We start from the raw sequence: 25,893 nt of genomic DNA on the forward strand, positions 1-25,893 counted from the left end.
TATGCCCCACTAATGGAGTTAATTTATTTTGCGTGTATTAGACGCAAAATATTTGGAGATTCCAGATCTGCGACATAAATTTGCGTATAAATAACGCAAAATGAAAGCAACTGGTGTTATTATCGCAAGATTTCAGACCCCGTACCTCCACGATGGACACAAATATTTAATCGACGAAATTCGCTCGAAACACAATAAAGTTGTAGTAGTACTGGGCGTATCTCCGGTAAAAGGAAGCCGCCGCAATCCATTTGATTTTTATACCCGGGAAAGATTATTAAAACAATATGCCCCCGAGCTGATGGTACTGCCGCTGAGCGACCATCCTTCAGATGAAACCTGGAGCAAAAACATCGATTCCCTGTTACAAAATACCTTCCCTTCAGAATCGTTTATATTGTACGGAAGCCGGGATAGCTTTATGCCCTATTACAGCGGCCATTTACAGGTAGTAGCCCTGCCTGAATTTGGAGAACATTCAGCTACGGCTATTCGCAATGAGAACAGCGACAGGGTGCTTGAATCAACAGATTTTAGAATGGGCATCAATTATGCTTTTCAGAATGCCTATTCAAAAGTGTACCCTACTGTTGATATAGCTGTACTGAAAGACGGAGATACCCAGGTGTTATTAGGAAAAAAACACAATGCACCCCAATGGCGTTTTCCTGGTGGGTTTACTGATCCTACAGATGATAGTTACGAAGCCGCAGCCCGTCGTGAATTGCAGGAAGAATGTGGCGATCTGGAAGTAAATGCCATGCAATATATAGGTTCTGCCAAAATAGACGACTGGCGTTATCGCTCTGAAGAAGATAAGATCATAACCCTGTTCTTTAAAACCCAATGGGTGTTCGGCCATCCAAAAGCAAATGATGACCTGAAAGAGCTGGGCTGGTTTCCGGTAAAAGAATTGCAGGCAATGATGCAGCAGGGAACAATAGTGAAAGAACACCACATACTGGTAAACATTTTATTAAGTAACCTGGCCAAATAAACTTAACAGACCTTAAAACAACCTTGGATTACAATTTAAATTGGACATCGTATGAAAACGCAAGAAAACTTTGTATTACTCGCCGACGCGTATAAATATTCTCACCATAAATTATACTATCCCGGAACCACCAAGATCTATTCTTATCTCGAAAGCCGGGGTGGACAATTTGACGAGACCACTTTCTTTGGATTACAATATTTTCTGAAATATTATTTGGAAGGCCAGGTGATCACCAAAGAAAAGATCGATGAAGCAGAAGGGTTTTTGACCCAGGTATTTGGCAGGACCGATGTATTTGATCGCAGTAAGTTCGATTACATTCTGGAAAAACACAATGGCCGGTTACCTATTCGAATAAGAGCGGTACCCGAAGGCACAGTAGTCCCTGTTAACAATGTGCTGATGACCATCGAGAATACCGACCCGGAGTGTTTCTGGTTATCGAACTTTTTAGAAACCCTGTTGATGCAGGTTTGGTACCCCTGTACAGTAGCTACGGTATCAAGGGAAGTAAGAAAGATCGTAGAAGAATATTTTGAAGAAACCGCTTCAGAAGCAGCAAAAGCCGGTATTGACTTTGTGTTGAACGATTTTGGATTCCGGGGTGTAAGTTCTGTTGAAAGTGCCGGTTTGGGTGGGGCCGCACACCTTATCAGCTTCAGAGGTAGTGATACCCTGATGGGTAGTATGATGGCAAAAAGATATTACGATGCACAGAAAGTATATGGGTTGTCAATACCAGCTACAGAACACTCGGTTTGTACCCTGTTGGGTGAAGAAGGTGAGCTGGAAGTATTCAAACACATTTTAAAAACGTTCCCTACAGGAGTGGTAGCCTGTGTATCTGACTCGTTCGACATCTTCAGGGCTTGTAGCGAATATTGGGGAACAGAATTAAAAGACCTCGTATTAAGCAGGGATGGTGTACTGGTAATTCGTCCGGATAGTGGCGACCCGGTGTTCACTTTATTACGGGTGTTTGATATTTTAATGACCAAATTCGGCTACACCATTAATGAAAAAGGATACAAGGTATTACCACCCCAGGTGCGCGTGATACAGGGTGATGGCGTAAATGTACAGGCCATCCGCAGTATTTATGGTGCCCTGAAAGTAAACGGTATCAGTGCAGAAAACCTGGTGCTGGGAATGGGTGGCGCCTTATTACAAAAGGTGGACCGGGACACCCAAAAGTTTGCCTTTAAATGTTCATATGCCGAGGTAAATGGCAATCCTGTAGACGTACAGAAGAGCCCGGTAGAACTGGACACACACGGCAAACTGGTACAATCATTTAAAAAATCAAAAGCCGGCCAATTAAAATTGATCCGCACCGATGCCGGCTATCAGACAGTAAGAAAAGAGACCCCAACCGGATATGAAGATCAAATGATAACGGTGTTTGAAAATGGAGAAATAATCAACACCAACAGTTTTGAGGAGATCAGGGAACGGGCCATTGTTACGAAAGCGGTGCAGATAGAATCGTAAAAAAGGATTTATGAAACAAAGTAGAAGAATTGAAATAGCAAATGATACACTGGGGATCCTGGAAAAAGGATTTTACAATAATACGCAAGGCGAAAAAGTAGATATCTCCCTTATCCAAAAGAACGCAGTAGACAATACACAGTTATTCAAACCGGAACAGTTGGATGAATTGCTGAATAACACTAAAAAAGAGAACAGTTTCCAAACTCAATACGAGGTAACGAATGAAACTACCTGCGATGCAGCCCGGCGGCTGGTCAGTGAAGGAATGCAGGATGTGATGTGTTTGAATTTTGCTTCCGCAAAAAATCCAGGTGGTGGTTTTCTGGGTGGTGCACTGGCACAGGAGGAATGCATAGCACGGGCAAGTGGGCTATACCCAAGCCTGTTGACAGCGATGGAGTATTACAATTATCACAGAAAACTGGGTACCTGTTTGTATTCTGATCATATGATCTATTCACCCGCAATTCCTATAATCAAGGATGAGGGCGGCCAGGTACTGGATGAGCCGGTATGTGTTACCATTGTTACCTCACCTGCGGTGAATGCAGGGGTGGTAAGAAGAAGTGAAGAAAGTAATATTGAAAAGATAATTCCCAGGATGCGTATGCGGGTTGAGAAACTGCTGGCACTTTGTCAAAACAAGCAACATACAACATTGGTACTGGGTGCCTGGGGATGTGGTGTTTTCCAGAATGAACCGGAAGAGATTTCCGAGTTGTTCCGGGAAGCGCTTACAGGCAAATTCGCCAATCAGTTTCAACGGGTGGTATTTGCAGTTAAAACAAATAAGGAAAGTATAATAGAACCATTCGAGAAGAGATTTAAATAGCGAAGTATTATGAAATACTCCATAGACTGGTTAAAAGAACAGGAAGCCCGCGATAAATTAATAGAAAATGGAAAATCAAATTAAACACATAAGTAAATTTTTAAGCCTGGTTTTACGACATGAACCAGAAAAGATAGGACTTACACTCGATAATGAAGGCTGGGCTGATGTAGCAGAGCTGATAGAAAAGGTAAGTAAAAAAGGCCCGCGCCTGGATTTTGAAACCCTGCAACTGGTAGTTGATAACGACAGTAAAAAGCGGTTCGCTTTTAAAGATGATAAGACCCGTATTCGCGCCAGCCAGGGACACACAATAGAAATTGATCTGAACCTGCCGCCGCAGGTTCCGCCAGCAATCCTGTATCATGGAACAGCGGTTAAAAACCTTCCCATTATTAAAGAGAAAGGGCTGATCAGAATGGAACGTCAGCATTTGCATTTATCAGCTGAGGAAGGGACCGCCAAAAACGTAGGCGGGCGACACGGCAAGCCGGTGGTACTGGTTATCCAGGCACTGGCCATGCATGAAAAAGGGCATGTATTTTATCTGTCAGCCAATGGTGTTTGGTTAACCGATCATGTGCCGGCTGAATTTATTGAATTTTAAAGACAACGTATGACAACGAACCCTGTTCATGGCGCTTTATTTGGTGTGGCAATTGGGGATGCATTAGGCGTACCGGCCGAGTTTAAAAATCGTTCGGCACTTCAATTAGACCCGGTTACAGATTTTATCGGATACAAAACACACGGACAACCTCCGGGTACTTTTTCTGATGATAGTTCGCTCACCTTCTGTCTCGCTGAATCCTTGTGCCTTGGTTATGACCTGAACGATGTAGGTGAACGTTTTGTGAGGTGGTATGATGACAACTATTGGACCGCCGGCAGCGACGTGTTTGATATTGGTATGGCTACAAGTAGAGCCATTGATCGTTTGCGAAACGGTACTAAACCTTCCCTGGCGGGTGATTTTGACGAAGGAAGCAATGGCAACGGTTCTTTAATGCGCATCATGCCCTTGTTGTTCTATATCCGTGACTTTGACATAGAGAGACGTTATGCTATTATAAAAGATGTTTCTTCAATGACCCATGGACATATCCGCAGCGTAATTGCCTGTTTCTACTACCTGGAGTTTGCGTTGGAATTTTTAAAAGGTGGTGATAAGCAAACGGCTTATGCCCGCACCGGTAAAGTTGTTCATGAGTTTATCGTAAGTAAACAAATCGTACAATCCGAAGTCGACAAGTTTGCCTCTTTGCTGCAGGAAGATATTTCAAAAAAAGATGTTGCATCCATTCCCTCTTCGGGTTATGTGATGAGTACCTTGCAGGCATCTATCTATTGTTTTCTCAACACAGATAATTATAAGGATGCTACGCTGATGGCCGTTAACCTGGGAGATGATTCAGATACAACCGGGGCTGTAACCGGTGGACTGGCTGGTTTGTATTATGGTTTTGCATCCATTCCCGAAAAGTGGCGCAATGAAGTTAAAAGACGCCATGATATAAAAGACCTCTGCGATCGCCTGGCGAAAGCAATGGGCGTTTAGCTATTCACCGGGCTATTAAACCTTTTCCAACCTCCTGTGTTACTTAGGCATGTCTTTACAATTAAGTATCCTTGATCAAACCCCCATTCGCCGGGGAAGCAATGCGGCTGAGGCTTTGCAGGAATCTATTGAACTGGTGCGCAAGGCGGATGAATGGGGATATACCCGCTACTGGCTGAGTGAACACCATAATACCATTACCCTGGCCGGTGCAGCGCCTGAGATCCTGATTGCAAGGCTGGCATCGGAAAGCAAACGCATCCGTTTGGGATCGGGCGGTATTATGTTGCCCAATCACAGTACGTTAAAGGTGGCAGAGAATTTCAAATTGCTTGAAGCCCTGTATCCGCAACGCATCGATCTGGGTGTAGGCCGTGCCCCCGGTGGCGACCGCATAACTTCACAATTATTAAATCCTTCCAATACATTCGATCCACAGGAGTATATTCAACAGATTGGCGATCTGCAGGATTTCCTGACCGACAATCCCAACTACAATAATATTCAGGGTAAAGTACGGGCCATTCCGCAAATTGATACCGTTCCCGAAATGTGGATGCTTACCAGCAGCGGCGAAAGTGCTTACCTCGCAGCCCATAGCGGTATGGCGTTGAGTTTTGCTCAGTTCATCAATCCTGTTGGCGGTAAAGAAGCGATCGCTATTTATAAACAACGGTTCAAACCGTCAGCCCAATTGAAAGCGCCAAAGGCAAGTGTGGGTGTTTTTGCTTTTTGTTCTGAAGATGAACAAAAGGCTGCGCAGGTACAGGCCGTTATGGATTACCGGTTATTGAGTTTTGAAAAAGGCCGTTATGATGAAATCCCCACATATGAAGCGGCCAGCAAATATGATTATACTGCTGCTGAATGGCAACGGGTGTTGTTTAACAGGCAGCGTACCATTGTGGGAACGCCTGATGTGGTAAAGGAAAAAATAACCGCATTAGCTGCAGAATTGGAAGTATCTGAAGTTATTCTTTCCACATTTACCGAAACCCGGGAAGATCGTTTTTATAGTTACGAATTATTAGCTAAGCTGTTTAAATTAAATACTACTACGAATAACAAGCAGGCATAATATTACTGGCATAAAGTTTATATAACTAGATAAGGCTGTCTTAATGGGCAGCTTTTTTACGTTATATATTTTGCAAAACATTGCCAATTCTGCAATCACGTATTATTTTTAAGCCAAACAAAACGGTTTCACAAACTGTTTTATCAATCTAGCCGTATTAGTTTATATATGAAAATTAAAGCAATTATAACAGGTGCGTCCGGAATGGTAGGGGAAGGGGTTTTGCATGAATGCCTGTTGAATCCTGATGTGGAAGAAGTATTGATAGTGGGTCGTAGAACAGCTGGTTATACACATCCTAAATTGAAAGAAATTATACATCCTGATTTTTTTGACCTCTCTGCTATAAAAGATCAGTTGAAGGGTTATAATGCCTGTTATTTTTGTTTGGGCGCTTCTTCTATTGGGATGAAAGAAAAGGATTACCATCATGTTACCTATGACCTTACCATGCATATGGCAAGCATCCTGGCCGATCAAAATCCGGGCATGACCTTTTGCTATGTGTCGGGTGCCGGTACTGATAGTACAGAACATGGTAAAATGATGTGGGCACGCGTAAAGGGACAAACAGAAAATGACCTCATGCGTCTTTCGTTTAAAGCGGCTTATATGTTCAGGCCAGGTTTTATGCGGCCTACCAAGGGGTTGAAGAATATTTTAAAGGGATATAAGTTTTTAGGCTGGCTGTATCCTGTTTTTAAAGTATTATTCCCCGGCCGTGTTTCAACATTGCAGGAAGTAGGCTGGGCCATGATCAATGTAACCAGGCAAGGATATGAAAAGCCGGTACTCGAAGTAAAAGATATTATTAAGCTGGCCCATTCTGCGTAATTACAGGGATGGATATTAAACGGCATTAATAATATTACCGGCTTTAGCACCTGTAGCTGCAACACGTACAGGGCTAAAGCATGGCCGGTAATGAATGTTCAATAAATTGATTAGATGGTAAAAGGCTATTTTGCACACCTGCTCAGTGAGCTTCTTGCGGGCTCGCGTCGTTAGTTATTTTTTTGTCTTGTAACAATCCGTTCGATTTTACCCATAAGGTGAGTGAAACCAGGGAAGTGAAAATTAACAGGCTCGATAAATTAACCTCACCTTTTAAATACAATACCGCACTTGTAACGCTTGTGATGACAATGCAGGCCAATTCCAATAGCAGGTAGAAAAGTTTCATATGGTACCGTTGATTTTATAATGAATGAATACGGAATACGAAATTATCTGTCAGCACATGCTGATAGCATACCAATACATAGGTTGATCCCAGAGATGATTGGAATAGATTAAATAGTCAAATGACGTAAGGAAATTGGAATTCGACTTAGGGGTAATAAATGTGCAGGGAATAATAGGTCTTTGCTACTGTACAAATTTGGTAAGCAAATTTTAATAGTGCAAGCTTTTGAGGGTGCTTTTCTTAAATATTTATTTTTGTTATGGGGAAGTGGTTTGTTCTTCTCGCATTATGCCTGTTGTGCTGATTGACCTACAGTCTTTGTTGTCTGAATGTAAGTCTGTCCCCAGTTAATAAGGGCAACAAAAACCGGCTCCAGGGAAATTCCAAGGTCGGTTAAGGTGTATTCGACGCGGGGCGGTACTTCGGGAAATACCTGCTTGGTTACAATGCCGTCTTCTTCCAATTCCCGCAATTGAGCAGAAAGCGTTTTTTCGGAAATCCCGGTCAATGCTTTGTGAATAGCAGCGTATCTGAAAGGGCCGCCAGCTTTTAATACTTTATAGATCTTAAGCTTCCATTTACCACCTATTATAGAAAGCGCGGCATCCACAGCGCAGTCTTTGTCTGGGTTATTTTCACAATTCAGCGTCTCTATTCTGTTATAGCCCATAGTTTTAACATTTTATAAAATGCTGGCAATCAACATAGCCGACCTTCCTTTCCGGAGCTAACGCCAGGGTAAGCTCTTGAAAATGAGCAATGGCTGCATTTCCTTTGCGTAAAATTAATCAAGTTTATGCAAAAGACTATGGTCATTACGGGCGGCTCGTCGGGGATAGGAAAAGGAATAGCTCAATATTTTCACAAAGCCGGATGGCAAATATTGGTCACCGGTAGAAGTAAGAGCAGTACGGCTGCTGTGGCCGCAGCATTGCCCGGCATACATACGCTGGAATATGACACGGCACTGAACGACCAGGAGAAGCCGTTGACTGATTTTATCCGGCGGGAATGGGGTGGACGGCTGGATGTATTGATCAACAATGCCGGGCATGTAGTGATAACTCCGTTGAAAGGCATTACCCGTGAAGCTATGGAATCGATGTACCGCACACATATGGCTGAACCCTCTATGCTTACTGCGGGATGTATAGATTTCCTGGCTGCAACTAAGGGACAGGTCATTAATATCAGCAGCAGCGTTGGCATTAAGGCATATGCTGAGATGAGTGCGTATGGTTCCGCTAAAGCGGGAATGAATATGCTTACAAAAATATGGGCAATGGAACTGGCTCCGCTGGGCATTCGTGTAAATGCTGTTGCTCCAGGTCCCACAGAAACAACCGTGCTGGAAAAAGCAGGCTTGTCAACCGATATGATCCAGATGATCCACGAGTCGGAAAAAGCCGCTATCCCATTACAAAGAAGGGGACAGGTAAAGGATATAGTTGAAACGGTTGCCCTACTGGTAAATTCAGCATCTACGTGGGTGACTGGAGTATTGTTGCCTGTTGACGGTGGCGTGTCTATTACGTAAAATTATTCAGGGCCAGGTATTCTGCCCATTGTAATCCGCCTGGTAATTGCTGGTCACTGAATTCCAGGTGGATCACCCTTCTTTTGTTATTGTTCACCGTTCTGTTGGAGGCATGCAGTAATAGCGGCTGCATGATCATAATACCGCCCCTGGGCACGTTGCAAACAACCTCCTGTTCTTTGTTCCAGTCAATGGTCTCAGGCCGGTATATCCCTTTACGGTGTGAACCGGGGACTATTTTCAAGGCGCCGTTGTTTTCATCGGTATCATCGAGGTGGATCCTGATGGTGAAAATATTCTCCAGCAGTGCTATGGGAGGCTGTACGGCAAACTGATCGTTTTTTATTGTCCATTGATCAAAACCTTCGCAGGGTATTTTTTGATCAACGGAAATGGTCAGGTCCTGGTGATAGGCTACAAACCAGTTGGATTGTTCCGGCTTATCAAAGTAAATTGATTTCACCAGGAAATAATCCTTGCCGAACAGCTGGCTTATTATTTCGCGTAAGCGGTTTGTAAAAATGAACGGCCTAATTCCGGGTACTTCTTTTAAAAACCGCCTGATAGCAAACAGGTCATTGGTTTTTCTAAAGGCCGGTCCACTCGTATCGATATTATTAATAGTATCAAGAATCCCTGTTATTTCTTCTGTCCCAAACACGTCGTTAATAACAGCATAGCCTGCTGATCGCAATGACTCCATATTCCGTTTTTACAGTTGAATAATATCATAAATAGGAACCGGGGGATCGAAGGACTGGTTTTCTTCATTTTGACTATAGATCTTGGTCACGATGTCCATCCCTTTTATCACTTTGCCAAAAGCGGCATAACCTTGTTTGTCGGGGTTGTTCTCACCGCCGAAATCAAACCCGGGCTGATCGCTCAGGCAAATAAAGAATTCGCTGGTAGCCGTGCCGGGCGCCAGCCGGGCTAAAGAAATGGTGCCTTTTTTATGAAGAATATGCGTTTGTGCAGTGGTCTCGTGCGGAATGCCGGTTAAAGTATCATGCACTTTAGGCATCGATTTATACATGCCGCCCTGTATCAATTCCGCCTTGTCAGCATTGGAAGGCTGGTTATCGTCGTTCAGTACCCGATAAAACGAGCTGTTTTTGTAATATCCCCTTTTAATATAAGAAAGGAAAGCCTGTACTGTTTTGGGGGCCTGGTCGGGATATAATTCCAGTTCTATCTCACCCTTGCTGGTCTGTATCTCAATATGTGGGTTTTTATACTTCGTGGAACAGGCACCGATCAATAAGCTGATGGTTACAATGAACAGGTATTGGTTGCGCATCGATGAATTTTAACAATGCAATATATAGTTTAAAGCCTGATTGTTAAAGAAATAATAACCAGCTGTTAACGATCTCCCAAATGGACCGTTTTACTAAACCGCCACTAAACCGCAGGAATAGTTAACCTTCTTATACATGACCACTTTTTATTCACTTTAAAACACCAGGTCATGAAATCTTATTTACGCTTAACCTTGTTATTTGTTGCTGTTGCTTCTTTTACCAGTTGTACAAAAGTTGGAGTTGCCATCGATATACAACCTACTATTACCGGTTCATGGGTACTTACTGATGCTGCCCAAAAAGATGCTTACGGTTGGTACAGTGTGAACACCGGTGTTGAAAATGGCGTATTTACTTTCTATAGTAACGGACAAGCCACTTATGTTGAAAACGGCGCCACTTTAAAAGGTAACTGGAGCATGAAATCTGCTTCTTCCGGTTACTATGATGAAGCAGGTATTTACTTTACCAATGCTCACCAGGACTTACAGATCCACGTTTCAAACTATAAAGGAGATGATGTAGTAGACATGTACTTTGACAACGTAAATATTTATGCTAACTCTTTTGTAGCTACTAACTATATGAATCACACCATTGGTCGTTATAAATTCAGCAGGTATTAATCGGAGTTTTATCCGTACTATATTGAAGGGTTATAAAGAGAAGAGCCATCCCGCTAAACCGGAATGGCTCTTACTATTTTTAAGAGATGTGTTCAATTATAAAGCCGCGTGGGTAGGGGCAAACTCCTGCGCCCATTTTTCAATTTGTTGCAACAACTGGTAGCTGGAAAGAATGTCACGCGCAAACGAAGCCTGCCGGTTCGACAAATCGCCTGGTTTGCCTTGCGTCAACTGCCAGGCATTGTTTACCATTTCCATTTCAGGGGTATTGCCATCGCCGAGGGCCTGATAATACCGCAGCTGTTGTTGCAGGTCCTTCTTCAATGATGTAGCCACCTTGTTAGCCAGTGGCAGATCATCGGCCAGGTAACAGGCCTCCAGGAACTGGATAGAGAATATATTATGCATGTTACCACGGTTAGCAGTCATGCCATAAGGCACATTGGCTTCGCTTACATGATCGTCGAAGCGATGCAACACTTTTCTGGCTTCTTCTTTTCTACCGGCCTGGGCCAGACTGCGGGCTATTTGGGCATGCGCCAGTTTAATGGTGTTCAGCCGGCGGCGGTTCTCTTCATCGAAATAAACACCTTTTTTGCCGGCCTGACCATAACCAAAATGTTGCACATTGTTATACGCCACATTCAGATTTACTCCGCTGTCGTTGGTATTATCAACAGGCACCAGCTGATAAGCAAGGCCATTCAGGCGGGTGTATTTATCCAATCCTAAATCCTGTGCAGTGCCAAGGTTGGAGAAACAGATCGGCCGTTTCCATTGGTTGCCGGCAATAACCGCCAGCATAGCCAGGTCGTTTTTGAACAGGTAAGTTTTACCGCTCAGGTCAATCTTTATAGAATCAGGCACCTTGTCGCCGGTATGTACGGTTCCATTGGCCATTACTGTTTTTGCATCAACCGGTACGCTGAATTTTTGGGTGGGAAATAGACTGTAGGTGTCACCATCTTCTGAGATAGTAGTGAATTGCTGGCTATCCACTTTTTTTAGAACACTGTACAGATCGTAGTATTTGTCTTTATCATAACCCGGTGTTTCGGAATAATAAACCACGTTGAGTTTATCACCGGCCACCTGATTGGGTGTGAACACTACATTAAAGGGCGCACTGTTATTTACTTTATATCGCAGTTGATCTATGCCCCAGTCGGTACCAATAAGCGTACTTACCACTACCCGTACATCTTTTCTAATGCCTTCTACTTCCTGTGCATACCACAAGGCGTAGGAGTCATTGTCTTCTGCCGTAAATAAAATGGCATTGGGCGGACAACTTTCCAGGTAATTTTTAGCAAGGTCAAGCGCCAGTGTTTTCTGGCTGCGGTCATGGTCATCCCATTCCTCTGCGGCCATTAAAACGGGAACGGCCAGTAAACAAAGACCGGCTGCCAGGTAGCTGGCCATCGGCGGTTTGATTACTTTTTCCAGCATTTGTTTCACCCATAACATACCTAACCCGATCCAGATACTAAATGCATAGAACGAACCTACAAAGGCATAATCACGTTCTCGCGGTTGATAACCGGCCTGATTCAGGAAAAGTACAATCGCCAGTCCGGTAAAGAAGAACAACAATCCATTTACCAGGCCATCGCGGCGGTTGCGTTTCAATTGATATACTAAGCCGGCAACACCCAATAACAGCGGCAGCATATACAACCGGTTAAAGGCTTTATTGGTAATGTGGGCGGTATCGGGCATTTTTTGCTGATTGCCATAAAAGACGTTATCGATAAAGGATATGCCGCTGATGAAATTACTGTCACGCGGATTACCAAAACCCTGCAGGTCGTTTTGACGGCCAACAAAATTCCACATAAAATAACGCATGTACATCCAGCCGGCCTGGTATCTGGTGAAGTATCGCATGTTATCGGCCATGGTAGGTGTTTCACCCACTTCCAGTCCGGTAAACTGGCGATAGCAGTCTATTTGTCCGCGGTCATTGCCGGCATCGTACATACGGGGGAACAGGTGCGATCCGGGCGCGCTGCCCCAGTCCTGAATATACCGGCTACCGGCCACTTCATAATTTTCTTTCCCTTTTACAAATTGATCACCGGCTTTTTTATAAGGTGTTTTTTCTGTAAAATCAGGACCATAAGCTACTGGCCAGTCGCCATATTTTTCCCGGCTCAAATAACCTTCCAGGCTTATGGGGTTATCGATGTTGTACATATCAACACCGGGGTTGGCGTTCGACCTGATCATAGTAGTAAGGTAGGTGGAATAGCCAAGCAACATAAAGGCGCAACTCCACAGACCGATTGTCACGTATTTCAATTTTCTTTTATTGGCGAACCGGATTCCCCACGCAAGAGTGGCGGCTATTAATAGAAAGAAAACTGTAAAGCCGGTAAAGAAGGGCAGGTTCAATTCGTTGGTAAAGTAAACGTCGAAAGCGCCGGCGCCCTTAACAGAATACACGATAATGAATTTCATTACAAAACCGGTGATGGCACAGCCGGTTAAAAAAGCGAGAATGGTATTTCGGTTGGTTACTTTAAATCGTTTGAAATAATACACCATAATGATGGCAGGAATGGTCAACAGGTTCAAGAGGTGAACGCCAATGGAAAGCCCCATCATGAAGAAAATGAATATAAGCCATTTGTCGGCCCCGGGTTTATGGGCCTGCTGTTCCCATTTTAAAATAGCCCAGAACACGAGGGCGGTGAAGAAGGAAGAAAGGGCATATACTTCCCCTTCTACGGCACTGAACCAGAATGAATCGGAGAAGGTGTAGGCCAGTGCACCAATAACACCGGCACTGATAATGCTAAAGACTGCCTGGCGGCTCAATGGCTCGTCGTTTTTTTGTACCAGCTTTCGCGCAAAGTGAGTGATGGTCCAGAATAAGAACAGAATGGTAAAGCCGCTGGCAATAGCGCTCATGCTGTTAACCGAAATAGCGGCAGTGTGTGGGTTATTACCAAATAAGATGATAAAAAAACGGGCTATCAGGATAAACAGGGGCGCACCGGGCGGGTGCGGAATACCCATGGTATAAGCGGTTGAAATAAATTCCCCGCAATCCCATAAGCTAACGGTTGGCTCCATCGTCAGCAGGTAAACAGTACAGGCTATGGCACATACCGCCCATCCTGCCAGGTTGTTCACTTTGTTGAAATTCATTGTTATGGATTTAAAGTTTATGACATATATGTAGTTTATAGAATACACGGTCACCATCACACGCTACAGCCGGATGCTATTAATACTTTAATCCCTTTCCTGATCTGGTAATTACAAAGTGCCTTTCTGTTTCAACTCCTTAACAGTACCTTAAATGTCGAATATATTTTCAGAACTCAATTTTCCGGTACGTGAACAATATCCTATAGAAACGTTAATAATTGGGCACGCCCTTATATCTGAATAAACAAGCATATGCGGCAATTATAGTGGCATAAATTTTTCTTTTGCTGATATACAACCATCCAATATGAAATTTGCTGTTCGTTGCTTAACTGTAGTAACCCTGGTGCTTATTGCCGGCAGGTATAATAGTGCACAGGCACAAAAGCTATTTTTCATATTTGCGCACGGTCAATACGCTTCTCCCATGCAAGCCAGTTTCAAACATGATTACGATTTCGGGTTGGGGGCTGAAGCCGGCGTTGGTATTGGTTTTGGTTCAAAGACATTTTTAACCGGAACGATAGGCTACTCGGTTTTTAAAGCGCAAATAAAGGAACTGGGAAATGTCACCTTTGTTCCCATGAAGCTGGGGTTTCGCCGGTATTTTTTACCTGCTAATTTGTTGTTCATTCATGCCGATGCAGGAGTAGCGCACATAAAAGATAAAACCACCAACGCCACTTCTTCCCGCTTTAGCGGTGATGTGGGCGCTGGTATAAAGCTGGGTCCATTTGAAGTAGGCGTGGCCTATGATGGCTTTGCCCGGGAAGAAGCCGGTTATGCCTCCTGGCTCGCCTTTAAGGCGGGATGGCGGTTTGGATTGTAGTTATTATAAACATGCCTTAATCTCCTCAATAGTTTCCACGAACCGCTTCTCGCGCCTGATATCCTTCCTCCACGCCAGATCACGTTCTATTAAATCAATTTCTTTTTTGATAGTAGCGCCTTCCTTTCCCGGTTCAGTCCCCAGGATAAACACCGTGTCGGAAATGGCTACGCTGTGCTCGATGTCGTGCGAAACAATGATGAGGGTCTTTAACTCATCAGACAGGGAAACCTGTAACAGCAATTCCACCGCTTTATCGATCATACATACATCAAGACCACTAAACGGTTCATCCAGTAAAATAAAGTCAGAACCCTTTAGCAGTTGCTGCAGGATGCTAACCCGTTGGCGCTGCCCGCCCGATAATTGTTGGGGATAAACATGCAGGTGTTCGGTCAACTGGAACTGTTCGGCATACCGTTCTATGGTTTGTTTTTCCATACCCCACAGTTGCTTATTCTTTTTGGCAGCCAGCATCAACGATTGATACACCGTACGCCATTCGAACAAATAGTAGTTCTGAAAAATAACTCCCATGTCGCCGGCTTTTACCGATTTGTTATTGTGAATGGTTATTTGTCCGGCAGTAGGGGCCTGCAGGCCCGACAATACTTTAAACAACTGAGTTTTGCCAATACCGCTTCGGCCTATGAGGGTAACCACCTGCCCCTGTAACAAACCGGGACGGGTAATATTCCTGATACAAAAATTTATATCGCGCAAAATAGGGTGTTGGTCGAATGTAAGCTGCACATTGGTTGCCTGCAGCAGGACTTCTTCTCTATTATAGACTGTCATTTTGTTGCTGTTTTTAAATGGCTATACGGAAACAACCAGTGTCTGAGGCTGCCCAGTAAATAGTCGAAACATAAACCGATTATAAAGATGGACAACTGCAACGCGAGTACATTGGTAAGATCGTTGTACTTGTTGTATTTTATCAACAACGTACCAATACCTCCTTCGCTCATGCTCAGTCCTTCTACCATGGTGATCATTAACCACGAAATGGCAAAGTTCTGCCGCAGGATCTCGAATACCTGGTCGGCCTTACCGATGATAATGATCTCATACAGGGTTTGCCAGTTATTATAACCCAGTGTTTTGCAGAGTTCATATTCCTGCGGGTTGATGTTTACAATGATCGACAGGAATGAGGTTACAAAAAAGGGCACAATGCCAAAGACCAGTAACGATAATTTAAGTTCGCTGCCATCTTTGGTAAGCAGGGTGAAAATGAAGATCAAACCCGTAAGGGTCAAATACCGGCATTTCACTATGAACAAGGCCACACTTTTAAAAAAGGGCAATACAGATAACCAGGCGAACAACAGGGTAATCAATATGCTGTATAACATGGCTTTTAAGGTAAGCAGCAGGCTTACCAGCATATTTTCGATGAATAGTTTGGTACCCAGCAATGTTACGAATGCACTGGCCACTTTACCAGGTTTGGGTATCAATCCATCGCTGAAGCTTTGCCATAGCAGCAGCGTAATAACTACTTGCGCGGCCACCATGATCATGAATGTCTGGCGGTTAATGATGGCAAATGGCTCTATCAGCTTTTTCATTTTTTATTTAGTTGGTTTGTTGCAGTTTGAGAAAATGAACCGTGTTATAGCTGCAACCCCATAACACGGCTTTTATTACTGATAGCTAACCCACAGATTACTCACCCAGCACGATCTCTACCCGGCGGTTTTTACTTCTGCCAGTTTCTGTACTGTTATCGGCTATGGGTTTTTCAGAACCATAACCTTTGGCTTCGATCTGGTTTTGTTTCAACCCTTTTTTCAACAGGTAGCTTTTAACTGATTCCGCTCTCTTTTGCGACAAAGGAACGTTTACAGCATCGCTGCCCTGGTTATCGGTATGGCCATACACTCCCAGTTTCAAACCTTCTGCTACTACAGCCGATTCAAATATTTCATCCAGCAACTGGCACGAGGCTGTTTTAATATTGGCTGAACCGGTCTCAAATTCTATCCGGTATGATTTAGAGGATACGGCCTCAGTGATCTGTTCGGCATATTTCGCTTCTATAGCTTTGCCCTGTAATAATTCAGGGTGGTTCGAAAGTACACTGAACAGGAATGATTTATCAACGGCTTTTTCGTAGGGTAAAAAGCTGGGCAGGATGGCGGGATACATTTTCACCATCAGGTTACCGAAGGTGTTGTACACCGCTTTATAGCGGTCAACTTTATCGTCGCCCAGTCCATAGGTATTGGCCATATCATTCAGGTTGAAAACGGCAGAACCACCCAGGGTTACCTTCAGGCCCTGAATATCTTTTTCTTCCACGCCATTATAATACTTCAACCAGTAGTCGGCATTCTGCTCCTGGTACAGTTTGGTACTCACTTCTGCCGCAAACTTTTTGGCTTCGGTAAACGAGCGTACCTGGTCGCCGGCCTGTGCCAGGGCTATGATCATGTTCTCTATATCGGTGCGGTGATCGTAAGCCCATTTTTTTATGGCAATGGTTTGGTTACTCATTTGCGATGCATACTGTCTGGTGCTGGCAATGGTTACCAGGCCACCCTTCTTGGTGGCGACATTTACGTCACCGGGCGTCCAGGTAGCTACTGCATCCACACCGACAGTGGTGTCGGAGCCGGTGGTTTTACCATGTACGATCAGCTTCCTTTTTTCGGTATATCCGGTGATGTACTTGTTAGGTGCATCGAGGAAGTCGTTAGCAGCAATGAGGTTGATGGCATTGCCGTCGTAGGTGGTTTCATCGGGGTTTACTTTCAACCCGTTGTCGCCGGCCCATTTCAGCAAAATGTTGATGTCGCCATCGCGCAATACGCCAGCCACACATTTACCTATTGCGCTTTTAGGATCATGTTTCCAGGACTGCGGGCCCATCACCTGGTCTTCACCAAATGATTTACCATGTGAAACCGGGATAATAATAGGCTGGTATTCGGCGCCTAAAGGTTCCAGCTCTTTAGCGAGCGAGGTCATAAAGGCGGGCATACCATCGCCCATAAAAGTGATCAGCACCCCGGCGGCATTGGGGTTGCTTTTATAATCATTGGCAAATTTTACCAGGTCGGCCATTTGTTTGTTACAGTCGTCCTGACGGAGATAAGTCACGTCGAGGTGCGCTTTGTCGAACAACGAGCTTTTAGTCGTACGTACACCACCGTTAGCGTACATACCGCTAAACTGACTGTTCCAGGCCATACGCTCCCAGGTAATGGAGGTGCCGCCGTTCACAGCCTGTTCATCACCGGGTAATGGTAATTGAACTGCGTTGCCTTGCAAAGAAGCCTCCGGTGCATCGGGCAGGGCTATATTACCTACTTCAATGGAGCCGTTTACATCTTTCGGGCGGTTTTGATACCACCTCACCGCCAAAATGCCTGCAGCTACTACTGCAGCGATGATAAATACTTTACCGGCGGGTTTTAATTTAAGTGCCATTTTGTAATTATTGTTTGTAATCTTTTAAAATTGTTTGTTTGGGTTTTCATAAGGTGCGAAAGGGCAGAAGGCAGAAGGCAGAAGGCAGAAGGCAGAGAAACTGCGACGCGGCCCTCCTACGCCAAACAGAACCCCGAACTCAATAACCTAAGAACTTAATACTTGAAACTTTAAACTTTAAACTGGTTTCCCTTGTCAACCTGTTAACTCGTTAACTAATCCAACAACCCTCTATACCTATCAGGCGTGTTTACCCCCTTCAACCTACCGCTATCACTATTCCTATCCAATGCTCCCTGCGTGTAGTTAAAATCATTTTCTTTATTGAACTGATCGATCAGTTCAATGGCCTGGGCCGATTTGGCTTTATCTTCCAGCACCTTGTCATCCATAAAGCGAGAGGTAACATCTATGGCCGATTTAATGTGACCGATCTTTTCACCAATCTGTACTTTTAGTATGGCCAGGGCTTTCTCGGCGTCCTGGTTCAGGTCATCGTCGCCCTTAAAGGCCTTCATGGCGCTTGTTACGGCTGATAAACCCGTTGTTACTGAATAGTACAGGTCTTTCTTGGCTTCCAGATCGAGCTTTGCATCTTCGAGCATAAGGCCACTTTCTTCATAGGCAGCATCGGTGAATGTGATCAGTTTGTTCAGGTCGCCAACGATGGGCGTTACATTGTCGATGTATTCCCTGCAGCGCAGCACATTGTTGGCATACAGATCAACCTGGCGACTGTTCCTGCCTTGTTCGGCTTGCAGGATCTTCACTTTTTGTATGTTCAACTGCAACTCTTTTTCTTTGTCGCTCAGCTTATCGACCAGCTCGCTTTGTTTACCTTTTAATTTAGCCCCCTGTTGATACAGGGTGTTTCTGTCTTTGTAACCCTGTTCTATTTTGGCTTGCAGAATATTGAACGGGTTCAGCTCAATAGCAATCCCAATGGTGTAGTTGGCAATAAATTCAGACAGGTATTTCAGGGCCCGCCAGAATTTTTTATTGGTTACGATCATCAGCAAAAAGCCGAGGACCACACCGGCTATAACCAGGTTCACCAGGTTCCAGGTTACGGTTATCAGCCAGGGTAATACAAAGGTGAAGAACAGGTAAGCCAGGCCGGCGAATAAGGATATCCCAATCACGGTGGTGGCTATGTTCTTTGGTTCCGAGAACCAGCCGGGTGTTTTTACTTTTTGAATCGGGTTTATCATCTTTCGTTAGTTTATTGTATATATGATTTGATCTTTTCTATATCGCGGGTAATACTTTTTTTCAAGTCCTCGCTTTCATAGTTATAGCCAGCCATATTGGCCTCGATCCTTGCTTCATTCTCTTTTATTTCAGCCTGCGTGCTCAAGAGGTCATTTTGCAACGTGCTTATTTCCTGCATAAGCAGTTGAATGCGTTTCTCCTTTTCATCCAGCTGTTGTTTTTTGGTGGCCACCTTTTCCTTTAAAGCGGCGTCTACGGAATGCTGAAAATGTTGGGCATCGGTTTCCAGTAGTTGCAGGTATTGCGCAGCGGTGGATAACAGTGTTTGTTTATCGAGCCCCTGTACACTTAAGCCTGCAAAAGCGGTGATGAATCGTATGTGTTCGTCGGGCACCGTGTGCATGGCAGCCAACATTTTGCTGTATTCAAAATAGGAGGGGCTGGGCATGTTTGATTCGCGGAACAGTTTTTCAAAGTGTTCTTTGAACTTACTGCTGTTCTCCTGTGTTGTATAGCTGTTGTTGGCAGTTTTACCGGTGAAGGTTGTCATCGCCTCTGTTGTATTTTTTTCCGTTTCTGTTTTTTTGTTGTCGTTGACTTCCACAAACGCCGATAAAATTTTCTTTCCTAAGTTGGCCATAGTTTTATAAGTGTTTAAATGTTGTCAGTATAGGCAAGCCACATCCTGTTCCCCTATGTTCCGGGGAATTTAAATCCTGTCGGGAATGGCCATGAGTGGTCATCCATAACAGTTTACCAGTTATGTCATTTGTTATTGCTGCCTTGTTAGCTTAACTGAAAATAATTCAGAAGGGCAGTGTATCCCTGATTAAAAGGGTACTGGCCATGGGAGTGCTGATCTCCGGCTTTTTCTTTTCTATTGCTGCGGGTATTGCTGACTGTGGTTGCTCATTTTCCATTTCATCGTATAACATCTGTCGCAGTAGTAGTAGAATAATTACACCAAGTAACGGACCAATCCAACATTTTAATTTCATCATCTATGAATTGAGCATGGCAAATACATCTCATTCCCGGGCGCTTGCAAATAAGCAAGTGCCTGAGTATGGTTCACTCAGTGAGCCATAAATGGTTGATTAATTACTGATGATTGCTGGTGGTTTAACTCGTTGGCGGTAGATGAAGAAACGAAGCTCTATGACTTTGTTCATGGTAGTGGAGAATGTTCTCCTGTTTGTTTAGACATATCAAAGTTATATGGGCCTTAACATTTCGTTTAGAAAATCCGACACGAGCGGCAACTTTTGTTTGCCGGCCGGTAAAGTATGTGTGATGACCGGTAGTATAAAATGGTAAACACGCCTATTGGCGGGTAAATGGTTGACTATCTGCAGATAAAGTTATTGATAATCAATGGGGTGAAATACTATGGCTGAAGTATGTTATTGATATTCAGGGTGTTAACAAGGTATATTTTAGAAATCTTTATTCCTAAGGTTTTCTTAGGGTATTACCAGGGTATTCCCAGGCTTATCCCAGGGTCTGAACCCTAGGATAACCTAAGGATGACCCTAGGAAAACCCTAGGATGACCTTAGGATGGATCACAGGATAAATTAGGCCAATGAAGGCCAAAGCCCACTTCGGAACCGAAGTGGGCCTTTGTTTTTGTCTTTTTTTGATCTTATTTACTTTGCAACAGGGTCAGTAATTTTCTATCGAGTTTGTAACCATACCAGTTTTCATACTGAACATCTGAACGGTTGGAGTTAAGGATCCCGAATTCGCCTTTTAATTCCCACAGGGCAAAGCCAATTCCGTTTGAAGTGAGGATATCAAGCACATCGCCAAACCAGGCCATGTACACATCGTGGGGCGTTTCTTTCCAGGCGCCACATTCACCGCAATGCACCCCTATGCCTTTTTTAACCAGGTCGATCCAGGGTTTGTAATACGCCTCCATGGTTGCCTTGCTGTAATGTTTGCCGCCCATATCGCCGGGCCAAACGGGTTTTGGCTGATAGGCAGGATCGGGAAATACCCAGGGCGCTTTATAATGCGAGATCTCGTACGGTTCATAACCGCGGCAGCTTTGTACTATGTTCAGATTTGCCAGTTCAGGAACGGGATTGGTTCCACCCATATTCCCGTCGGCAATCACATAGAAGTTGGCATTCTCTTTACGAATGGCCAGCGTAGCTGCCTGAGCTACGGAGCGATAGGTGGAGCCGGGTACAGCAGTAGTCTTTGAAGAGGTGTTGTTTACGTCTTCGCGGTAGCAGGGTTCGTTTACCAGGTCGAAGCTGATCTTTTTGGTTGACACCTGCCTGAACTTTTTAGCCCAATAACTCCAGTGATGAACAAATGCATCCTGCGCCTCTTTCTGCTTCCACAGGTTGTAAGGTTCGTGGTAACCGGTACTTACACAAAACCCGGGTGCGCGATGCAGGTTAAGGCTTACGTGCAGGCCATACTTTTGCGCCCGGTAAATGGTTTGCGCTATCTGGTTGGTTTTGTTTTCATCTATCTTATACACATCATCGGCATTGATGTATTGCTGCCCTGGCTTTAGTTTCAGATAGGTGGGGTAAGCAACAGGAATACGAATGAAATCAAAACCCCAGTCAGCCACAAATTTGAAAAGTGCTTCCGGGGTATTGGTGCCCACATACCCGGGATCGGGTTGAAAATAATCGCTTATGTTAAACCCTTTCCATTTCGGAATTTTATTTAAAGAAGAAATGTTGTTGTTGTTCTTATTTGTAAGTGCTGCTACTTCAGACAATACTTTACATCCTATGAGCGAGCCTGCGGTAGCCAGTCCTGCATTGCGAATAAATGTCCGGCGGTTCATTTCTTTTTTTATAAGTGTGAATTATTTTCAGCGGCAATAAAAGATGCATGTATCGTACCAATAAAAAAATCCCAACGAGACCGTCGGGACTTAATTTTTCACGTGTAAACCTGGAGAATAATAACCTGTTGGAAGCTATTTTCTTAATTAATGTTTTTTTTAGTGAAAAACCGGTGCGGCTGGCAATAGTTGCAGCACTAGAAAATCCAGCCGTTTTCACCGGTTTTATTTCATATTGGAGTTGCTATATGCTCTTTAAAGCCTGGTTATTCGAATGGATGCATTGATTAATGGAGGTAAGAAATATTGGAGTGGTGTTGGTAATCCGGATTGACCTTCGTTCTGAGGTAAAAATAGAACGAATGTAGTGTTCCTTTTACCCCTTTTGATTCAAATAATACCGGGATCGGGTCAACAAACACTTAGCCATCAGGGTTATTGTTGCTTTTTCGCTTGACCACGATCAAGTGGACTTTAAGACAAGAAAATTGATAAGAGAAAATGCTTATGCGAAATGAAGGTTTCTGCTCAAATAGAGAAATACTATATTTTTTCTGTGTTCATAAATTAGACACAGGGGTATTTATTATATATACTTGTCGTTGATTTTTACCCGATTTGATAGCAGGCACTCTCCAATGTTATGAATCTTGTATAAATTAAATCAATAGTTGTATGAAGAGCTATTCAATTCGAGTAAGCAATATTGACCGGGAGTCAGCATTTAAAAGACTGGCCCTTGAAACCGGTGGGGAGTTGGAAGAGGGCCATACGCTCATCAGGTTTTCGAGTGAAATAGGACGGGGAAGAATAAGAACATGGCACCTGGAAGCGGGACTGTATATGCGGGTTTGGGATCTGTACCTGTTAAAGCCCATCGAGTTTATAAAAGAAGCCTTGCCCGTACATATAACTAATAACGGGTTTAGTTTACTTTGTATACATACTCCTGAATCGGTTGAGTTAAGAAGCATCAACCAACACCATCAGTTTAATAAAGTGCGCGAACGGCGTTTTGCCCTGGTACCTGACTCGGTAACGGCAGGGTTTCAATTTAACCCGGCGCTGCCTGTACAACTGATTGATTTCTCCATTTCAGGCTACTGGATCAGGAACCAGCCTGGTTACCTGCGTATAGCCAAATACTTTAATGATGGCGTAATGGAAGATGGCGGCCTGCCGGTGTTGATAGAAGCCTTACAGTCAAAGACCGGACAAATGGCAACCAAACTGATTGATAGTGTAGATGACCCCAGGGCTGATGCCACCGCCCTGTTTATGCAGGGAAGTGGGCTGATAAAAGATTTCCTGACCGCGGCAGCACGTGGGGAACAGGAAAAAACGAGCAGTCACATTGAACTGTATTATGAAAAGATAAAAGAGGCCGAGTCCATTCTGCTGGATCATTTACAGAAAACACCGCCCCGCATGAACATGATCGCCAAAATGGTAGCGTTAAGCGAATCAACATTAAAGCGGTACTTCAAACTTATATATGGTAAAAGTGTGTACGACTACTACCTGAACAAGAAAATGGAAATGGCCCGAACAATATTATTGCAGAAGCCCTATTCTGTAAATGAAATTGCAGAACTGATGGGCTATGAAAAAGTGAGCCATTTTATTGAGATCTTTAAAAAGCACCATGGCTGTTCGCCCGGTAGCATAAAGAAGAAACAACTAGAGAACGCATAAGATCAACAACTATATTCAGAATCGTCCCCTTAGTCGGCTTTCAATTATAACCCTGCGAAGCGGTAAGCTTTGTAGGGTTTTTTATTGTCCGGTTTAAAATCCAAATTTTGGCAACGACGGTCTGTATACCGACGGTTCTGTTCGGGTTGGTTCTTTAAACAACCAGGTGTAGAACCGGTTCAGCAAACCCATGAAGTTATGTTTATAGGTAAACCGGGGTTGATAGCTATAATATTTTGCGCTGCCGATCTTGAATTTGATCAACACCATTTCCTGAAAAGCTTTTGCTTTTATTTCATCAGATAAACCAATAAGGCTGTTTAATTCTTCAGGATCATTTATAATATAGGCTTTGCCGGTTATTTGCAAATAATATCCTTTGCCTTTGCGATAGATCTGCATATCCGCCAGAAATTCTTTATCGAATTCCTGTAAATGCTGTTCGGGCCGGTTGGTAAAGAACCAGATGTTGGCCACCTCATCTACCTTTAAGATCGATACGATGGTTGTAGGGAATTTCAACACGCCTCCGCTCATATTATAAAACAACGCACTACCTATTCCCTGTATCTTGTTTTGTAAAAACGGTATACTGTTGGAGGATCTCATATGTGTGTGTTTTAGTTGTTAAATTTCAAAACAAATACCAGTAACAAATTGTGCTCATATCAACAAATTATGGGTGTTTCACGTAGAGTTTTTTCTACACAACCAATCGGCTATTCAGGCAATCGTGGCATTTCTTTTTTATCAATCATTTACGAATCCGTTTTTTTCACCACAAAACAATGAGTTATGGAAAGAGGTAAAAGTGCAAAAGGACATGGAGCTGCGAAAACTTCCAGAAGTAGTAAGGCTTCCAGCTCTATGAGTAAAACCGGATCAATGAGTAAATCCGAATCTATGGGTAAAAAGGGAGGAAACTCATTATTGAAACAGTTTTTTGTTGAACAGTTACAGGATATCTACTGGGCCGAAAAAGCGCTTGTGAAAGAATTTCCGAAAATGCAAAAGGCTACTACTACAGAAGAATTGGCTGAAGCCATTACAGACCATATGACCGAAACGGAAGATCAGATAAGCAGGTTGGAACAGATTTTCGACATGATGGGGGAACCTGCCAAAGCCAAGAAATGCGAAGCCATGGAAGGACTGATCAAAGAAGCGCACAATATTATCGATGAAACTGAAGCTGGTACTGCTACCCGCGATGCAGCTATCATCATGGCCACTCAAAAAATGGAACACTACGAAATTGCCACTTATGGCAGCCTGGTTCAACTGGCTAAAACTATTGGGATGAACGAGGTGGCTGAATTACTGGCTCAAACCCTGACCGAGGAAAAAGGCGCAGACCAGGCGCTTACTCAAATTGCGGAAGGCAACATTAATGAGGAAGGCGCCCGGGAAGAGGAAGGAGAACAGCAAATGGAAGAAGGCGATGAAGGGGAAGATGATTAGAGCCATATTAGAAATTAATTAAAACCGCCCCGGTTTACCTCAAATGCCGGGGGCTGGTATGGATTTTTTAGTTCTGGTTATAGATTTAGGGGTTTTTTAAGGTCTACTGGTGTCGGGCCATTCTTGGCCTGACTTTTTTTTGTACCTACTCTAGCTACTTCTTACAAGCACTCCATTCCAAAGATTCCTAAACTTATCAGTATGCAGCAAACAAAGAAGAAGAACAAACTATCTATGTTGTTCCAGAAGATGTCGAATAAAGTGACTAAGATAACCGGTTCACCTATAGCATTTATAGTAGCCTTGTCGGTGGTGATCATTTGGGCGGTAACAGGACCTCTCTTTGGTTATTCTGATACCTGGCAGCTGGTTATCAATACAGGCACTACCATTATTACCTTTTTAATGGTGTTCATTATACAACAATCGCAGAATAAAGACACGGTGGCTATTCACCTGAAATTAAATGAGTTGATAGCCAGCCATGAACGGGCAAGCAACCGCCTGGTCGATATTGAGGATTTAACCGATGAAGAGCTGCAAAGGATCAAACAATTCTATATAACCATTTCGGAACTGGCCGAAAAGGAAAATGAGGTCAGCAGTTCGCACTCATTAAGTGAGGCGAAAAATCTGCATAAATTCAAACAGCAACAAAAAACGGGGAAATAAT

General features: G+C 43.7%; 24 protein-coding genes. 13 read left to right on the forward strand and 11 right to left on the reverse strand.

Annotation, left to right across the window (positions count from 1 at the left end; translation table 11 throughout):
* Positions 1–100 precede the first annotated feature (100 nt).
* From BMX95_RS05175 to BMX95_RS05205, 7 genes are all read left to right on the forward strand, one after another.
* Complete coding sequence (locus BMX95_RS05175) at positions 101–997, forward strand: NUDIX domain-containing protein (protein ID WP_081200921.1); 897 nt, start codon at positions 101–103, stop codon at positions 995–997.
* 51 nt (positions 998–1,048) lie between these two features.
* Entirely contained in the window at positions 1,049–2,491 is a 1,443-nt protein-coding gene (locus tag BMX95_RS05180) for a nicotinate phosphoribosyltransferase (protein WP_081200922.1), read from the forward strand.
* A gap of 10 nt (positions 2,492–2,501) precedes the next feature.
* Positions 2,502–3,326, forward strand: a complete 825-nt coding sequence (locus BMX95_RS05185; RefSeq protein WP_081200923.1) for a TIGR02452 family protein — start codon at positions 2,502–2,504, stop codon at positions 3,324–3,326.
* A 67-nt stretch (positions 3,327–3,393) separates the two neighbouring features.
* Complete coding sequence (locus BMX95_RS05190) at positions 3,394–3,933, forward strand: RNA 2'-phosphotransferase (protein ID WP_081200924.1); 540 nt, start codon at positions 3,394–3,396, stop codon at positions 3,931–3,933.
* Between the two features lie 9 nt (positions 3,934–3,942).
* The gene (locus BMX95_RS05195) at positions 3,943–4,884 is read left to right on the forward strand and encodes an ADP-ribosylglycohydrolase family protein (protein WP_081200925.1); all 942 of its coding nucleotides are present in this window, start codon (positions 3,943–3,945) and stop codon (positions 4,882–4,884) included.
* 49 nt (positions 4,885–4,933) lie between these two features.
* Positions 4,934–5,962: an LLM class flavin-dependent oxidoreductase gene (locus tag BMX95_RS05200; RefSeq protein WP_081200926.1), complete on the forward strand. Its 1,029-nt coding sequence runs from the start codon at positions 4,934–4,936 to the stop codon at positions 5,960–5,962.
* 168 nt (positions 5,963–6,130) lie between these two features.
* Positions 6,131–6,796, forward strand: a complete 666-nt coding sequence (locus BMX95_RS05205; RefSeq protein ID WP_081200927.1) for an NAD-dependent epimerase/dehydratase family protein — start codon at positions 6,131–6,133, stop codon at positions 6,794–6,796.
* A gap of 638 nt (positions 6,797–7,434) precedes the next feature.
* Here BMX95_RS05205 and BMX95_RS05215 read toward each other — a convergent pair.
* Entirely contained in the window at positions 7,435–7,818 is a 384-nt protein-coding gene (locus BMX95_RS05215) for a winged helix-turn-helix transcriptional regulator (protein ID WP_081200929.1), read from the reverse strand.
* 126 nt (positions 7,819–7,944) lie between these two features.
* Here BMX95_RS05215 and BMX95_RS05220 point away from each other — a divergent pair, with 126 nt between their 5' ends.
* On the forward strand, positions 7,945–8,685 hold the full coding sequence (locus BMX95_RS05220) for an SDR family NAD(P)-dependent oxidoreductase (RefSeq protein ID WP_081200930.1): 741 nt from the start codon (positions 7,945–7,947) through the stop codon (positions 8,683–8,685).
* Here BMX95_RS05220 and BMX95_RS05225 read toward each other — a convergent pair.
* Positions 8,678–9,388, reverse strand: coding sequence for a phytanoyl-CoA dioxygenase family protein (locus tag BMX95_RS05225; protein WP_081200931.1), 711 nt, complete (start codon positions 9,386–9,388; stop codon positions 8,678–8,680). The two genes, BMX95_RS05220 and BMX95_RS05225, sit on opposite strands and share 8 nt — an antisense overlap.
* Positions 9,389–9,397: 9 nt before the next feature.
* Positions 9,398–9,985: a peptidylprolyl isomerase gene (locus tag BMX95_RS05230; RefSeq protein WP_081200932.1), complete on the reverse strand. Its 588-nt coding sequence runs from the start codon at positions 9,983–9,985 to the stop codon at positions 9,398–9,400.
* Positions 9,986–10,156: 171 nt separating this feature from the next.
* On the opposite strand from BMX95_RS05230, the gene BMX95_RS05235 reads away from it, so the two are divergent.
* On the forward strand, positions 10,157–10,615 hold the full coding sequence (locus BMX95_RS05235) for a hypothetical protein (RefSeq protein ID WP_081200933.1): 459 nt from the start codon (positions 10,157–10,159) through the stop codon (positions 10,613–10,615).
* Between the two features lie 96 nt (positions 10,616–10,711).
* On the opposite strand, the gene BMX95_RS05240 is transcribed toward BMX95_RS05235, so the two are convergent.
* A complete protein-coding gene (locus BMX95_RS05240; RefSeq protein ID WP_081200934.1) occupies positions 10,712–13,768 on the reverse strand; it encodes a glycosyltransferase family 117 protein in 3,057 nt (1,018 codons plus the stop codon).
* Between the two features lie 310 nt (positions 13,769–14,078).
* Here BMX95_RS05240 and BMX95_RS05245 point away from each other — a divergent pair, with 310 nt between their 5' ends.
* Positions 14,079–14,600: a hypothetical protein gene (locus tag BMX95_RS05245; RefSeq protein ID WP_081200935.1), complete on the forward strand. Its 522-nt coding sequence runs from the start codon at positions 14,079–14,081 to the stop codon at positions 14,598–14,600.
* 3 nt (positions 14,601–14,603) lie between these two features.
* Here the strand turns inward: BMX95_RS05245 and BMX95_RS05250 are convergent, their stop codons facing one another.
* The 6 genes from BMX95_RS05250 to BMX95_RS05280 all read right to left on the reverse strand — a co-directional run bounded on the left by BMX95_RS05250 (position 14,604) and on the right by BMX95_RS05280 (position 22,064).
* Positions 14,604–15,398, reverse strand: coding sequence for an ATP-binding cassette domain-containing protein (locus BMX95_RS05250; RefSeq protein ID WP_081200936.1), 795 nt, complete (start codon positions 15,396–15,398; stop codon positions 14,604–14,606).
* Positions 15,395–16,174 carry an ABC transporter permease gene (locus BMX95_RS05255; protein ID WP_081200937.1) on the reverse strand — a complete coding sequence of 260 codons (780 nt, stop codon included), beginning with the start codon at positions 16,172–16,174 and terminating at the stop codon, positions 15,395–15,397. The genes BMX95_RS05250 and BMX95_RS05255 overlap by 4 nt, the downstream gene beginning before the upstream one ends.
* A 97-nt stretch (positions 16,175–16,271) precedes the next feature.
* Positions 16,272–18,038, reverse strand: a complete 1,767-nt coding sequence (locus BMX95_RS35265) for an OmpA family protein (protein WP_081200938.1) — start codon at positions 18,036–18,038, stop codon at positions 16,272–16,274.
* A 215-nt stretch (positions 18,039–18,253) separates the two neighbouring features.
* The gene (locus BMX95_RS05265) at positions 18,254–19,249 is read right to left on the reverse strand and encodes a hypothetical protein (protein ID WP_081200939.1); all 996 of its coding nucleotides are present in this window, start codon (positions 19,247–19,249) and stop codon (positions 18,254–18,256) included.
* Between the two features lie 11 nt (positions 19,250–19,260).
* Positions 19,261–19,890 (reverse strand): hypothetical protein, encoded by a 630-nt coding sequence (locus BMX95_RS05270; RefSeq protein ID WP_081200940.1) that lies wholly within the window; start codon positions 19,888–19,890, stop codon positions 19,261–19,263.
* A 1,004-nt stretch (positions 19,891–20,894) separates the two neighbouring features.
* Entirely contained in the window at positions 20,895–22,064 is a 1,170-nt protein-coding gene (locus BMX95_RS05280) for a glycoside hydrolase family 5 protein (RefSeq protein ID WP_081200942.1), read from the reverse strand.
* Positions 22,065–22,739: 675 nt separating this feature from the next.
* Between BMX95_RS05280 and BMX95_RS05290 the strand changes: the two genes are divergently transcribed.
* Positions 22,740–23,759: a helix-turn-helix transcriptional regulator gene (locus tag BMX95_RS05290; protein WP_081200944.1), complete on the forward strand. Its 1,020-nt coding sequence runs from the start codon at positions 22,740–22,742 to the stop codon at positions 23,757–23,759.
* A gap of 93 nt (positions 23,760–23,852) precedes the next feature.
* On the opposite strand, the gene BMX95_RS05295 is transcribed toward BMX95_RS05290, so the two are convergent.
* Entirely contained in the window at positions 23,853–24,368 is a 516-nt protein-coding gene (locus BMX95_RS05295) for a pyridoxamine 5'-phosphate oxidase family protein (RefSeq protein WP_081200945.1), read from the reverse strand.
* 276 nt (positions 24,369–24,644) lie between these two features.
* On the opposite strand from BMX95_RS05295, the gene BMX95_RS05300 reads away from it, so the two are divergent.
* Together BMX95_RS05300 and BMX95_RS05305 are read left to right on the forward strand one after the other, a co-directional pair.
* A complete protein-coding gene (locus BMX95_RS05300) occupies positions 24,645–25,220 on the forward strand; it encodes a ferritin-like domain-containing protein (RefSeq protein ID WP_244898074.1) in 576 nt (191 codons plus the stop codon).
* Between the two features lie 201 nt (positions 25,221–25,421).
* Entirely contained in the window at positions 25,422–25,892 is a 471-nt protein-coding gene (locus BMX95_RS05305; RefSeq protein WP_081200947.1) for a low affinity iron permease family protein, read from the forward strand.
* The last annotated feature ends 1 nt before the right edge of the window (position 25,893 follow it).

The sequence above is a fragment of the Niastella yeongjuensis genome, assembly GCF_900110245.1.
Taxonomy (GTDB): Bacteria; Bacteroidota; Bacteroidia; order Chitinophagales; family Chitinophagaceae; genus Niastella; species Niastella yeongjuensis.